Here is a 12,455-nt window from a genome sequence, read left to right as displayed (position 1 = left end):
ACTCGGCCCCGCCCGCAAGCGAGCCCCCGGCGCGCGAGCCGGCCGCCACGTACGGCGCCGCGGGTGCGGAGGCCGGCCGCGTGCTGCTGCGCGCCCGCGCCGACACCTGGATCCAGGTGCGCGAGCGCAATGGCGGCTCGGTGCTGTTCAACCGTGTGCTGCGCCCGGGCGAGACCTATCGCGTGCCCGACCGGACCGGTCTTGTCATGACCACCGGCAATGCCGGCGGGCTCGAGGTGCTGGTGGAGGGTGAGGCGCTGCCCTCGCTCGGCGGCCAGGGCGTGGTGCGACGCGACCTGCCGCTCGAACCCGCCGCGCTGCGCCAGGCGGTCGCCGCGCTGCCGCGCTGAACGCCGTCCGCGGGGAATGCTCGAAGGGGGCCTTGCGGCCCCCTTCGCTTCTTCGATCCCGCGCCTGTCAGGCGGCCTTCATCTCGGCCAGGAAGCGTTCCACCTGGGCGCGCAGGGTCTCGGCGCCGCGGCTGAGTTCGCCGGCCGCGGATTGCACCTGCGCGGCCGCCGCGCCGGAGCTCGCCGCCGCCTCGTTCACCGAGGCGATGTTGGCCGTGACCGAGCCCGTGCCGGCCGCGGCCTGCTGGACGTTGCGCGCGATCTCCTGGGTCGCGGCCCCCTGCTGCTCCACCGCCGCGGCGATCGAGGCGGCGATCGCGCTGATCTTCTCGATCGTGCCGCCGATCGCGCGGATCGCCTCGACCACCCGGCCGGTCTCGCCCTGCACCGCGGCGATCTGCCCGCCGATCTCCTCGGTCGCCTTGGCGGTCTGGCTGGCGAGGTTCTTCACCTCGGACGCGACCACGGCGAAGCCCTTGCCGGCCTCGCCCGCGCGCGCCGCCTCGATCGTCGCGTTCAGCGCGAGCAGGTTGGTCTGCCCGGCGATGTCGTTGATCAGCCGCACCACCTCGCCGATGCGCTGCGCGCTCGCCGCGAGCGACTCCACGGTCGCGTTGGTGCGCGTGGCCTCGGCCACCGCCTCGGAGGCGATGCGGGTGCTCTCGGCCACCTGGCGGCTGATCTCGGCGATCGAGGCGGCGAGCTCCTCCGCCGCCGCGGCGACCGTCTGCACGTTCGCGCTCGCCTGTTCAGCCGCCGCCGCCACCGCGGTGACCTGCCGAGAGGTCTCCTCGGCGCCGGCGGCCATGCCGGTGGCGGTCGCCTCGAGCTCGGTCGCCGAAGCGGCGACGCCCTTCACCACCGACCCCACCTCGGCCTCGAAGCGGTCGGCCGCCGCCAGCATCGCCCGTCGACGTTCCTGCCGCGCCTCCTCGTCCCTGCGCGCGATCTCCGCCTGCATCTCGCGGGTGCGCATCAGGTTGTCGCGGAACACCGCCATCGCCGCGGCGATCTCACCGGCCTCGTCCTTGCGGCCGACACCCGGGATCGGGCTGTCGGTATCGCCTTCCGCCAGCGTCTTCAGCCGCGCCGCCGCAGCGCGCACTGGCGCGGCGATGCCGCGCGCGCCGACCGCCCAGGCCAGCGCCAGGGCGAGGACGAGACCGAGGCCGGTGGCGCCGGCCATCACGGCGAAGGATCGGGAGGCTTCGGCCTCGGCTTCCGCGGCGGCGGTCTCGGCAAGGCCGATCGCGGTCCGGTCGAGTTCCGCTGAGAGCCCGTCGACCGCATCGAAGGCCGCCACGCCGGCACGCAGGGCCGCGAGAACCGCGTCACGGTCACCGCGTCCGGCGGCGGCGGTTTCAGCCGCCTGCAGCGTGGCTCCGGCCGCCGCGTGATAACGGTCGAAGGCCTGCTCCAGGCGGGCCAGCACGGCCTGCCGCGCCGGCCCGGCAATGGTCTTCGCCTCGACGAGGGTGTTGCGGAAGAAGGCAGCCTGCTCCGCCATGGCAGCACGCGCGGCGGCAACCACCTCGGCTGTCGGTTCGGCGGCGATCTGGTTCTCGCGCCGGCGGATCTGCAGCACCGAACGCGCCATCCGGCCGGCCTCGCTGGCCGAATGGCCTGCGCCTGCAACGTCGTGCAGCCGTCCCGACAGCGTGGCGAGGGAGGTAAGGCCGGTGCCGGCCACGACGGCCAGCAGAACGGTCAGGCTCAGGGCAAACACGTTGATCTTGGTCGTGAAACGGATGCTGGCGAGAGTCATGATGGCCTTCCCTAGCTCCAGGTCGGCCGCGCGAGAGGAGCGGCCGCCGCGCAGCGAATTCTTCCACGCAGCCGTAAAGGAGCCGTTGCGGCGCTGCCGGCGTGATCCGCGGCGGCGACAGAACGGGGCTGAGGTCGCCGGAGCGCGGACCGGCGCAGGACGGTGGTCGGGCCGGCACGCGCCCCGCGCTATCCGCCCTGATCCAGCGCCGCGCGCAGCCGCGCCGCGCCCTCGCCGGGCGGGATCAGCCCCTCGCGCAGGAACAGGTCGATCAGCACCAGGTTGACGTTGAACTTGAACGCGTCGGTGTCGCGCACCGCCGCCAGCACCCGTCCGATCGGCCAGAGCTCGAACCGCTCCACCTCGTCGTCGCCCGGGCGCGGCTCGAAGCCCTCGGGCAGGTCGAGGTCGAACACGTGCAGCGTGTCGCGTCGCATGCCGCGCGCCTGGGCCGGCTCGTCCCAGGCCATGACGTAGCCGATCCGGCCCGCATGCCGGGCGGTGGCGGCGAGGTCGGGCGGAATCCCCGCCTCCTCCGCCGCCTCCTTCACCAGCGTCTCCTCGGGGCCGAGCCCGGCGGGAATGCCGCCGGCGACGATGTTGTCGAGCTTGCCCGGTGCCACCGCCTTGTCGCGCGCACGCACGGCCACCCAGAGCCAGAGCCCGTCCGCGCGGCGCACCAGACCGTTCACATGCACCCCTTCCGCGCGCACGCCGAAGGCCGGCACCGCGGCGCGGTCGAGGGTCGCGAGGCTGATCCCGCCGGGTTCGGCGCGGATGTCGTAGCGCTCGCCGCGGAGCCGCGGGATCAGCCCGGCGGTGACGAGGCCCTCGCAGACGCGCGCGAGCGCATCCGACCGCGCGCCAGGGCTGCGCAGCCGGCGCGCCATCGTCACGCCGCCGCCATCGAAGTGGAACACCGCCGGCCAGTAGGCGAGCGCCCGGACAAGGTCGGGCGCGAGCCAGCCGACCGGACGCCCCTCGATCCGGAACGGCTCGAAGCCCGAAGGCGAGGCGAGGTCGTTGCAGCGCGCGACATGGCGGAAGAAGGGGGCGAGGTCCATGCCGGCCGGGTAGCACGCGGCGGCAGGGCGCGCGATGGCAGGGATGTCGAGGCGGGGGTTTTGCGCGCGCGCCCGCGTCACGACATGCTGGCGGCCAACGGAGCGCCGCCGACGTGACCCCAGCCAAGCCCGCCCAGGGCCGATCCCACCTCGCCACCCTGAAGACCCTGCTGCCCTATCTCTGGCCCGCCGACGACCCCGGGCTGAAGCTGCGCGTGGTCGCGGCACTGGTGTGCCTGGCACTGGCCAAGGTGGCGACCGTCGCCGTGCCGGTGGTGCTCGCGGCCGCGGTCGATGCGCTCGCCCCGCACGAGGGACCGATCGCGGTGCCGGTCGCCCTGGTGGCCGGCTACGGGCTCCTCCGCCTCGCCGCCGCCGGGTTCCAGGAGCTGCGCGATGCGGTGTTCGCGCGCGTCGCCCAGGCGGCGATCCGTGCGGTCGGGCTCAGGACCTTCCGCCACCTGCACGCGCTCTCGCTCCGCTTCCATCTCGACCGCCAGACGGGCGGGCTCTCCCGCATGGTCGAGCGCGGCACGCGCGGCATCGAGACGGTGCTGCGCTTCGCCCTGTTCAGCACCCTGCCGACCCTGGTCGAGATCGGGCTCGCGACGGTCGTGATCTGGGCCGCGCTCGGCCCCCTCTTCGCCGCGATCGTGTTCGCCACCCTCGCACTCTACGTCGCCTTCACGCTGCTCTTCACCGAATGGCGCGTGAAGTTCCGCCGCGCGATGAACGAGACCGACCAGGAGGCGAACACCAAGGCGGTCGATTCGCTCCTGAACTACGAGACGGTGAAGTACTTCAACAACGAGGCGCACGAGGCGAAGCGCTACGAGCAGGCCCTGCGTGCCTACGAGCGCGCCGCCGTGAAGAGCCAGGTGACACTGAACATGCTGAACCTGGGCCAGGCGGCGATCATCGCGCTCGGGCTCACCGCGGTGATGCTGCTCGCCGCCCATGGCGCGGCCGCCGGCACGATGACGGTCGGCCAGTTCGTGATGGCCAACACCTTCCTGATCCAGCTCTATGTGCCGCTGAACTTCCTCGGCTTCGCCTATCGCGAGATCAAGCAGGGGCTCGTGGACATGGAGGCGATGTTCCGCCTCCTCGCCGAGGAGCGCGAGATCGCCGATGCGCCGGACGCCAGGCCGCTGACGGTCACCGCAGGCGAGGTGCGCTTCGAGGACGTGCACTTCGCCTACCGGCCGGACCGCGAGATCCTGCACGGCGTCTCCTTCACCGTGCCGCCGGGTGCTACGGTGGCGATCGTCGGCTCCTCCGGTGCCGGCAAGTCGACGATCTCGCGGCTGCTGTTCCGCTTCTATGACGTCAACGCCGGACGGATCACGATCGACGGCCAGGACATCCGCAGCGTGACGCAGGACAGCCTGCGCCGCGCGCTCGGGATCGTGCCGCAGGACACCGTGCTGTTCAACGACACGATCCGCTACAACATCCGCTACGGCCGCCCGGACGCGACCGATGCCGAGGTGGAACAGGCGGCGCGGCTCGCGCGCATCCACGACTTCGTCGTCTCCACGCCCGACGGCTACGAGACGCGCGTGGGCGAGCGCGGCCTCAAGCTCTCGGGCGGCGAGAAGCAGCGCGTGGCGATCGCGCGCACGATCCTGAAGAACCCGCCCATCCTGGTGTTCGACGAGGCGACGAGCGCGCTCGACACCCGCACCGAGCGCGAGATCCAGGCCAACCTGAAGGAGCTCGCGCGCGACCGCACCACACTGGTGATCGCGCACCGGCTCTCCACCGTGATGGATGCGGACGAGATCCTGGTGCTGGACCACGGCCGGATCGTCGAGCGCGGCACGCACGCCGCGCTGCTGGCACGCGACGGGCTCTATGCCGAGATGTGGCGCCGTCAGGCCGAACTCGCCGCGGCCGAAGCCGAAGCCGAGGCCGCGCGGGTGGCGGAGGCCGCCGCCGACTGATCGGCGCTACGGCACGAGCACCAGCGCGCCGGTGACGCGCCCCTCGCGCAGCCTTGCGAGCGCCTCGTTCGCGGCCTCAAGCGGCAGCGTCTCGACCTCGGTGCGCACGGGCACGTGCGGCGCGAGGGCGAGGAACTCCGCGCCGTCGCGCCGCGTGAGGTTGGCGACCGAGCGCAGCACGCGCTCCTGCCACAGGATCTCGTACGGAAAGGCCGGGATCTCGCTCATGTGGATCCCCGCGCAGACCACGGTGCCGCCGCGATCCACCGCGCGCAGCGCCGCCGGCACGAGCGCGCCGACGGGGGCGAAGATGATCGCCGCGTCGAGCGGTTCGGGCGGCGTCTGGTCCGACCCGCCGGCCCAGACCGCGCCGAGGCGGCGCGCGAAGTCCTGCGCCGCGACATCGCCCGCGCGGGTGAAGGCGTAGACCGACCGCCCCTCGTGGCGTGCCACCTGCGCGACGATATGCGCCGCCGCGCCGAAGCCGTAGATGCCGAGCCGGCGCGCCTCCCCCGTCATGCGCAGCGCACGGTGCCCGATCAGCCCGGCGCAGAGCAGCGGCGCGGCCTCGGCATCGCCATACTCGGCCGGGATCGGGACGCAGAACCGCGCATCCGCCACCACGTGCTCGGCATAGCCGCCATCGATCTGGTAGCCGGTGAAGCGCGCCGCCTCGCACAGGTTCTCGCGCCCCTCGCGGCAGAACCGGCAGGTGCCGCAGGCGAAGCCCAGCCAGGGCACGCCCACCCGGTCGCCCGCGCGGAACCCGGCGACACCCGGCCCCAGCGCCTCGACCCGGCCGACGATCTCGTGCCCCGGGATCACCGCCGGCTTGGGTGCCGGCATGTCGCCATCGACGACGTGCAGGTCGGTGCGGCAGACCGCGCAGGCGGCGACCCGCAGGCGGAGCTGACCGGGGCCGGGCTCGGGCACCTCCAGGCAGCGCAGCGCGAGCCGGCTGCCGGGGCGGTCGAGGACCATCGCACGCATCAGAGCCATGCCTTCTCTCCTCCGGGCCGGATTTGCCCCCGAGAGGGGTTACACCGCGCCGCCGGCTTCCCCATGTGACAGTCCTGCAGAGACGGAGGAGCCCATGCAGGCCGACCCGATGGGCGAGGCGCCCCAGGATTTGAGCCACGCCGGCTCGGTGGTGGACAAGGCCATCCAGTACATGATGGAGCAGAGGATCGGTCCCCTCTCGGCCGCCTCGGCGCTGCTCGGCGGCGCGATCGGACTGCTTTCGCGCCAGATGAGCGACGAGGCGATCGTGCAGGTGCTGCAGAACGCGATCGCCTCGGTGCAGGCGGGCGAGCTGCGCGAAGGGGACGGGTTGCAGGGCTGAGCCCGCCCGGCGCGGCTTGACCTCGGGAAGGCCGCGGCGTATAGGCCGAGCTCCCGCTCGGCCGCCCGCAGGCGCCCGAGATCGCTTCATGGTCCGAGGAGTATGGGTGATGGCGCGTCGTTGCAGCGTCACCGGCAAGGGTGTGCTGACCGGCAACAACGTCAGCCACGCCAACAACAAGACCCGTCGGCGCTTCCTGCCCAACCTGCAGGAGACGTCGCTGATGAGCGACGTGCTCGGCACCACCGTTCGCCTGCGCCTGACCACGCGCGGCATCAAGACGATCGAGCACAACGGCGGGCTCGACGCTTGGCTGCTCGGCACGCCCGACCGCAAGCTCCCCGACGAGGCGAAGGCGCTGAAGCGCCGCATCGTCCGGGCGAAGGAGAAGCGGGCCGCCGCCTGACGGCCGCCCCGCAGCGCGCATCGAGGATTCCGCCGGGGCTCCCGCCCGGCCGACACCTGCCCGCCGAACGCGGCGCAGCATCCCTGGCCTGGGCCGCCCCCGCGCGGCGTCAGTAGCTGAGCACGCGCGGCAGCGCCTTCGCCGCCGCGATCAGGCGTGCGCACCGCGCCTCGCCCGGCACGCGACCGACCACGCGCTGCCGGTCATTCGCCGCCTTGAGCGCGGCGGCGAGCTGCCCTGGGCGCTGGCGCTTCAGGGCCGGCACGGTGGCGACCCCCGCCGCCGCGAGCAGGGTGACGAGGTCCGCGCTGAGCCCCGGCACGCGCATCAGGTCGGCACGGTTCGCCCAGGCGAGCAGCGTCTCCTCGCTGATGCCCGTGCGTGCGGCGAGGGCAGCGCGCCCCTTCGGGCGGGATGCCGCCTCCAGGAGATCCCTGGCGCTCCGCACCCCCGCCGCGGCAAGCGCGCCGGCCTGCCGCCGGGAGATGCCGCCGATCCTCGCCAGCGGATAGGCCATGCCACCCTCCCCGCTTCGCATCGGGAAAGCAAAGCACGGCCCGGAGGCGGAATGGAACTGTATTTTTATCGATGCGGCTGCGCGGCGAAGGATCGCGCCCGATGCGGCGATGCTTGCAATGTCCATTCTGTTGCGATATCGATAGAAGTGCGGCCGATACCATGCGACAGCTCGACCGAGACCACACCCGATGCCATCGATGATCGTCCATGACCGGCGACTGAAGGGCGCCACACCGACCTGGTACACGTTCGTGATGCAGGTGACCGCGACGACCGGCATCCGCCACATCGTCTCGACGGTCGCCCGGCGGGCGCGCGAACGCCGCAAGCTGGATCGCCTGCACATCCTCTGTCACGGCTTCGAGGCGAACTGGAACCTCTCGGACAGTTCCTGCGTTGCCGACGCGCATGGCGGGTTCGGCCTGCAACTCGGCCGTGAAGGCCTGACCCTGTTCAACGTCCGCCAGGTTGCGCAGTGGCAGGGGCTCGTCGATCTGATCGTGCTGTTCGCCTGCGCCACGGCCGACACCTACGCGCCGAACCGGGGCACCTGGGGTGACGGACGGCGCTTCTGCGGCGAACTTGCGCTCTGGAGCGGCGCCCGCGTCATCGCCGCCCGCGACACGCAAACCTACCATTGCTGGGACGACGGCTCCCAGCCGATCGATTTCGGCGCCTGGGAGGGGCCCGTCTACGAGTTCTCGCCCGCCGATCCCGAAGGCACGCGCGTGCTCGATCCGAGCCCGTACCGGGTGCAGCGGGACCGCGCCTCGGCCGCCTGACCGCAGCACGGTGCGTCACCCCCGCGCGGCGGGGCGCCTGCGGGGCGGCGCCGAACCGCGGCCGCCTTGAGCGGGTTCCACACGAGTGGAGACCGCTCCGACCGTCCTTGCGGGCATCGTCACGCCGACGGCCGATTCCAGCCGTATCCGATCCACTCCAATCGTGCCGAGGCTGCGGCTCCGCCCGGCCGCACGGCGCGGTCCCGGGCCGCAGAGCCGGTCGCGGGTCAGCCGCGCCGCTGCACCAGGAGCTTCTTGATCTCGCCGATCGCCTGGGCGGGGTTCAGTCCCTTCGGGCAGGTCCTGGTGCAGTTCATGATGGTGTGGCAGCGGTAGAGCTTGAACGGATCCTCGAGCGCATCGAGCCGCTCGCCGGTCGCCTCGTCCCGGGAATCCGCGATCCAGCGATAGGCCTGCAGCAGCACCGCCGGTCCGAGATAGCGGTCGCCGTTCCACCAGTAGGACGGGCAGGAGGTGGAACAGCAGAAGCAGAGGATGCACTCCCAGAGCCCGTCGAGCTTCGCCCGCTCCTCCTTGCTCTGCAGCCGCTCGGCATCGGGCGGCGGCGGCGTGTCGGACTTCAGCCAGGGCTCGATCGAGCGGAGCTGCGCGTAGGGCTGCGAGAGGTCGGGCACGAGATCCTTCACCACCGGCATGTGCGGCAGCGGCGTGATCCTCACCGCGCCCTGCACCTCCTCGATCGGCTTCAGGCAGGCGAGCGTGTTGGTGCCGTCGATGTTCATCGCGCAGGAGCCGCAGATGCCCTCGCGGCAGGAGCGGCGGAAGGTCAGGGTCGTGTCGATCTCGTTCTTGATCTTGATCAGCGCGTCGAGGACCATCGGCCCGCACGCGTCGAGATCGATCTCGAACGTGTCCATGCGCGGGTTCTGGCCGTCATCCGGGTTCCAGCGGTAGATCCTGAACTCCTTGACCCGCTTGGCGCCCGCGGGCGCCTTGTGGGTCTTGCCGGCGCCGATCCGGGAGTTCGCCGGCAGGGTGAAGGTGGCCATCCGTCTCGATCCTCTCCGCGCGGCTCAGTACACGCGCGCCTTGGGCGGGAAGCTCTGCACCTCGTTGGTGAGCGTGGTGAGCGTGACCGGCCGGTAGTCGAGCCGCACCGCGCCGCTCTCGTCGCACCAGGCGAGGGTGTGCTTCATCCAGTTGTCGTCGTCGCGCTCGGGGTAGTCCTCGTGGGCATGCGCGCCGCGGCTCTCGTGGCGCGCCTCGGCCGAGACGATGGTCGTCATCGCGTTGCCCATGAGGTTGTCGAGTTCGAGCGCCTCGACCAGATCGCTGTTCCAGATCAGGCTGCGGTCGGTGACGCGGAGATCGGCCATGTGCTTCCAGTGGCCGCGCATCTTCTCCACCCCCTCGGCGAGCGAGGCCGAGGTGCGGAACACCGCGGCGTGGTCCTGCATGGTGCGCTGCATCGCGAGCCGGATCTCGCCCGTGTTCGAGCTGCCCTTGGCGTGGCGCGTGCGGTCGAGCCGATCGAGCGCGCGCTCGCCGGCGCGCGGCGGCAGGGGCGGCTGGGCCTGGCCCGGCCTGACGATCTCCGCGGCGCGGTGCGCGGCGGCGCGGCCGAACACGACGAGGTCGAGCAGCGAGTTGGTGCCGAGCCGGTTCGCGCCATGCACCGAGACGCAGGCCGCCTCGCCCACCGCCATCAGCCCCGGCACCACGCGGTCGCCGTCGGGCCCGCGCGTGATCACCTCGGTGCGCCAGTTCGTCGGGATGCCGCCCATGTTGTAGTGCACGGTCGGCAGCACCGGGATCGGCTCGCGCGTGACATCGACACCGGCGAAGATCTTCGCGGTCTCGCTGATCCCTGGCAGGCGTTCGGCGAGCAGATCGGCGCCGAGATGCTCGAGATGCAGGAGCACGTGGTCCCTGTGCGGCCCGCAGCCGCGCCCCTCGCGGATCTCGATCGTCATCGCGCGGCTGACGACGTCGCGCGAGGCGAGGTCCTTCGCGGTCGGCGCGTAGCGCTCCATGAAGCGCTCGCCCTCGCTGTTGGTCAGGTACCCGCCCTCGCCGCGCGCGCCCTCGGTGATCAGGCAGCCGGCGCCGTAGATCCCGGTCGGGTGGAACTGCACGAACTCCATGTCCTGCAAGGGCAGCCCGGCGCGCAGCACCATCGCATTGCCGTCGCCGGTGCAGGTGTGCGCCGAGGTGCAGGAGAAGTAGGCGCGGCCGTAGCCGCCGGTCGCCAGCACCGTCATCGCCGCGCGGAAGCGGTGGATCGTGCCGTCCTCGAGGTTCCAGGCGACCACGCCGCGGCAGGCGCCCTCGTCGTCCATGATCAGGTCGAGCGCGAAATACTCGACGAAGAACTCGACCTCGTGCTTGAGCGACTGCTGGTAGAGCGTGTGCAGGATCGCATGCCCGGTGCGGTCGGCCGCGGCGCAGGCGCGCATCGCCGGCGCCTTGCCGTACTCCTTCATGTGGCCGCCGAACGGGCGCTGGTAGATCCTCCCGTCCTCGGTGCGGCTGAACGGCACGCCGAAATGCTCGAGCTCGTAGACCGCCGGGATCGCCTCGCGGCACATGTACTCGATCGCGTCCTGGTCGCCGAGCCAGTCCGACCCCTTGACGGTGTCGTACATGTGCCAGCGCCAGTCGTCCTCGCCCATGTTGCCGAGCGCGGCGCCGATCCCGCCCTGGGCGGCCACCGTGTGGCTGCGCGTCGGGAACACCTTGGTCACGCAGGCGGTCTTCAACCCTGCGGCCCCCATCCCGAGCGTGGCGCGCAGTCCCGCGCCGCCGGCGCCGACCACGACCACGTCGTAGGTATGGTCGACGATCCGGTAGGCGCGCTGCGAGGGGAGCATGATCGCGTTCATGATGTCCCGTCCCGTTCCCGGCCGGCCCTCACAGGGCGACCTTCAGCACCGCGAGGGCGGCGGACAGCCCGGCCAGCAGCATCGCCGCCTTCATCGCCAGCATCGCCGCGAGCCGCGCGCCCTCGGCATGGATGTAGTCCTCGATCACGACCTGCAAGCCCAGCGCGCCGTGCCAGAACGTCGCGCCGATCAGCGCGAGCAGCAGCACCGCGTTGTGGGGCCGCGCCACCCACAGCGCCACCTCGCCATGCGAGGCGCCGGCGAGCACCAGCAGGCTCGCGACGAACCACAGCGTCAGCGGCACCAGCGCCACCGCGGTGACGCGCTGCGACCACCAGTGATGCACCCCCTCCTTCGCCGCGCCGAGCCCGCGCACCCGCCCGAGCGGCGAGCGCAGCGTGCGCTGGGAGAGCTTCCCGTCCCGAGCCATCACCCCGCTCCCTCAATCGATCAGCGCGTAGCCGAGGATCCAGGCGAACAGCGTCAGCCCGATCGTGGCACCCACGGTCAGCCAGCCCGTGCGCGTCACGGCCGCGAGGTCGTAGCCCCAACCCGCGTCCCAGGCGAGATGCCGGATGCCGTTGCAGAGGTGGTAGAACAGCGCCAGCGTCCAGCAGAACAGCAGGAGCCGGCCCAGGAAACCGCCCAGGAAGTCCTGCGCCTGCGCGAAGGCCACCGGGCCTGCTGCCAGCGCCATCAGCCAGGAGACCAGCAGCAGCGTGCCGATCGCGAGCGCGATGCCGGAGAACCGGTGCAGGATCGACAGCGCCATGGTGATCTGCCAGCGGTAGACCTGCAGGTGCGGGCTGAGCGGCCGGCGCACCAGCCTCCCCTCGCTGTCGCGACCCAGCATCAGCGCCTCGCGGGCATCCATCGCGGCGTCCCTCTCGCGAAAAAGGGCGCGGGCCGTTCCCCCCGCGCCCCTCCGAAACCGGCGGAAGGGATACGCCTGCTGCGCCGCAGCGTCAAACCCGCCGCGGCCGGGACGTGCCGGACGTTGACGTGGCCCGCGCAGGCCGCGAAGGTCGCGCACCATGGACGGAGCGCCCAGGACCGGCCCCCCCATCGCCGATCTCTCGGCCCGCGCACCGGCCGCTCCCTTCCTGCTGCTGGCCGCGGTGGCGGGCATCGGCCAGGTCGCGGCGAACCTGCCGCTGCCCAGCCTGCCGGCGATCGGGCGCGAGTTCGGCGCTGGCGCCGAGGGGCTGGTGGTCGCGGTCTTTCTCGCCGCCTTCGCACCCGCCCAGCTGGTCTGGGGACCGCTGTCGGACCGGCACGGGCGGCGCGCGGTGGTACTGGCGGCGCTCGCGGTGTTCGTCTCCGGCAGTGCGCTCGCCGCGGCGGCGTCGGCCTTCTGGCTGGTGCTGGCGGGGCGGGCGTTGCAGGCGCTGGGCGGGGCGGCGGGGCTGGTGGTGGCGCGCGCCTCCCTGCGCGACGG

The 12,455-nt window shown here is 72.4% G+C and carries 14 protein-coding genes; 6 read left to right on the top strand and 8 right to left on the bottom strand.

Features of this window, described 5'->3' with window-relative positions; genetic code table 11:
- Positions 1-350: DUF4115 domain-containing protein (locus tag FK498_RS13160; RefSeq protein ID WP_237560938.1), on the top strand; the 350-nt coding region annotated here is incomplete at its 5' end.
- 67 nt (positions 351-417) lie between these two features.
- Here the strand turns inward: FK498_RS13160 and FK498_RS13155 are convergent.
- Both FK498_RS13155 and FK498_RS13150 read right to left on the bottom strand, forming a co-directional pair.
- On the bottom strand, positions 418-2,115 hold the full coding sequence (locus tag FK498_RS13155; protein WP_141855283.1) for a methyl-accepting chemotaxis protein: 1,698 nt from the start codon (positions 2,113-2,115) through the stop codon (positions 418-420).
- Between the two features lie 188 nt (positions 2,116-2,303).
- Positions 2,304-3,179 carry an NUDIX hydrolase family protein gene (locus FK498_RS13150; RefSeq protein ID WP_141855281.1) on the bottom strand — a complete coding sequence of 292 codons (876 nt, stop codon included), beginning with the start codon at positions 3,177-3,179 and terminating at the stop codon, positions 2,304-2,306.
- 113 nt (positions 3,180-3,292) lie between these two features.
- On the opposite strand from FK498_RS13150, the gene FK498_RS13145 reads away from it, so the two are divergent.
- A complete protein-coding gene (locus tag FK498_RS13145; RefSeq protein WP_141855279.1) occupies positions 3,293-5,125 on the top strand; it encodes an ABC transporter ATP-binding protein/permease in 1,833 nt (610 codons plus the stop codon).
- Positions 5,126-5,131: 6 nt separating this feature from the next.
- Here the strand turns inward: FK498_RS13145 and FK498_RS13140 are convergent, their stop codons facing one another.
- Positions 5,132-6,115, bottom strand: coding sequence for a zinc-dependent alcohol dehydrogenase family protein (locus tag FK498_RS13140; protein ID WP_202614848.1), 984 nt, complete (start codon positions 6,113-6,115; stop codon positions 5,132-5,134).
- Between the two features lie 103 nt (positions 6,116-6,218).
- Between FK498_RS13140 and FK498_RS13135 the strand changes: the two genes are divergently transcribed.
- Positions 6,219-6,467 (top strand): hypothetical protein, encoded by a 249-nt coding sequence (locus tag FK498_RS13135; protein ID WP_141855276.1) that lies wholly within the window; start codon positions 6,219-6,221, stop codon positions 6,465-6,467.
- A 109-nt stretch (positions 6,468-6,576) separates the two neighbouring features.
- The gene (gene rpmB, locus FK498_RS13130; protein WP_141855274.1) at positions 6,577-6,873 is read left to right on the top strand and encodes a 50S ribosomal protein L28; all 297 of its coding nucleotides are present in this window, start codon (positions 6,577-6,579) and stop codon (positions 6,871-6,873) included.
- Between the two features lie 109 nt (positions 6,874-6,982).
- Here rpmB and FK498_RS13125 read toward each other — a convergent pair whose 3' ends face one another.
- Complete coding sequence (locus FK498_RS13125; protein ID WP_141855272.1) at positions 6,983-7,390, bottom strand: DUF4332 domain-containing protein; 408 nt, start codon at positions 7,388-7,390, stop codon at positions 6,983-6,985.
- Between the two features lie 190 nt (positions 7,391-7,580).
- On the opposite strand from FK498_RS13125, the gene FK498_RS13120 reads away from it, so the two are divergent.
- Positions 7,581-8,174 carry a hypothetical protein gene (locus FK498_RS13120; RefSeq protein ID WP_141855270.1) on the top strand — a complete coding sequence of 198 codons (594 nt, stop codon included), beginning with the start codon at positions 7,581-7,583 and terminating at the stop codon, positions 8,172-8,174.
- Positions 8,175-8,401: 227 nt separating this feature from the next.
- Here FK498_RS13120 and FK498_RS13115 read toward each other — a convergent pair whose 3' ends face one another.
- The 4 genes from FK498_RS13115 to sdhC are packed head-to-tail and all read right to left on the bottom strand — an operon-like array spanning position 8,402 to position 11,891.
- Entirely contained in the window at positions 8,402-9,184 is a 783-nt protein-coding gene (locus FK498_RS13115; protein WP_141855267.1) for a succinate dehydrogenase iron-sulfur subunit, read from the bottom strand.
- A 24-nt stretch (positions 9,185-9,208) separates the two neighbouring features.
- A complete protein-coding gene (gene sdhA, locus FK498_RS13110) occupies positions 9,209-11,017 on the bottom strand; it encodes a succinate dehydrogenase flavoprotein subunit (RefSeq protein ID WP_141855265.1) in 1,809 nt (602 codons plus the stop codon).
- A gap of 28 nt (positions 11,018-11,045) precedes the next feature.
- Positions 11,046-11,447: a succinate dehydrogenase, hydrophobic membrane anchor protein gene (gene sdhD, locus FK498_RS13105; RefSeq protein WP_141855263.1), complete on the bottom strand. Its 402-nt coding sequence runs from the start codon at positions 11,445-11,447 to the stop codon at positions 11,046-11,048.
- A 12-nt stretch (positions 11,448-11,459) separates the two neighbouring features.
- Positions 11,460-11,891 carry a succinate dehydrogenase, cytochrome b556 subunit gene (gene sdhC / locus FK498_RS13100; RefSeq protein WP_141855261.1) on the bottom strand — a complete coding sequence of 144 codons (432 nt, stop codon included), beginning with the start codon at positions 11,889-11,891 and terminating at the stop codon, positions 11,460-11,462.
- Between the two features lie 160 nt (positions 11,892-12,051).
- On the opposite strand from sdhC, the gene FK498_RS13095 reads away from it, so the two are divergent.
- Positions 12,052-12,455 (top strand): MFS transporter (locus tag FK498_RS13095; protein ID WP_141855260.1); only part of this gene is annotated, 404 nt, incomplete at its 3' end.

It is taken from the genome of Elioraea sp. Yellowstone, assembly GCF_006704265.1.
Taxonomy (GTDB): Bacteria; Pseudomonadota; Alphaproteobacteria; order Acetobacterales; family Acetobacteraceae; genus Elioraea.
The sequence above is the reverse complement of the archived record's forward strand: the minus strand, read 5'-3'. Positions and strand labels throughout refer to the sequence as shown.

What these genes read in the sequence shown, in the direction of transcription:
- FK498_RS13140 (WP_202614848.1), bottom strand. Translation starts at nt 6,115, where the DNA reads ATGCGTGCGATGGTCCTCGACCGCCCCGGCAGCCGGCTCGCGCTGCGC.
- FK498_RS13135 (WP_141855276.1), top strand. Translation starts at nt 6,219, where the DNA reads ATGCAGGCCGACCCGATGGGCGAGGCGCCCCAGGATTTGAGCCACGCC.
- sdhC (WP_141855261.1), bottom strand. Translation starts at nt 11,891, where the DNA reads ATGGATGCCCGCGAGGCGCTGATGCTGGGTCGCGACAGCGAGGGGAGG.
- FK498_RS13125 (WP_141855272.1), bottom strand. Translation starts at nt 7,390, where the DNA reads ATGGCCTATCCGCTGGCGAGGATCGGCGGCATCTCCCGGCGGCAGGCC.
- sdhD (WP_141855263.1), bottom strand. Translation starts at nt 11,447, where the DNA reads ATGGCTCGGGACGGGAAGCTCTCCCAGCGCACGCTGCGCTCGCCGCTC.
- FK498_RS13150 (WP_141855281.1), bottom strand. Translation starts at nt 3,179, where the DNA reads ATGGACCTCGCCCCCTTCTTCCGCCATGTCGCGCGCTGCAACGACCTC.
- sdhA (WP_141855265.1), bottom strand. Translation starts at nt 11,017, where the DNA reads ATGAACGCGATCATGCTCCCCTCGCAGCGCGCCTACCGGATCGTCGAC.
- FK498_RS13155 (WP_141855283.1), bottom strand. Translation starts at nt 2,115, where the DNA reads ATGACTCTCGCCAGCATCCGTTTCACGACCAAGATCAACGTGTTTGCC.
- rpmB (WP_141855274.1), top strand. Translation starts at nt 6,577, where the DNA reads ATGGCGCGTCGTTGCAGCGTCACCGGCAAGGGTGTGCTGACCGGCAAC.
- FK498_RS13115 (WP_141855267.1), bottom strand. Translation starts at nt 9,184, where the DNA reads ATGGCCACCTTCACCCTGCCGGCGAACTCCCGGATCGGCGCCGGCAAG.
- FK498_RS13120 (WP_141855270.1), top strand. Translation starts at nt 7,581, where the DNA reads ATGCCATCGATGATCGTCCATGACCGGCGACTGAAGGGCGCCACACCG.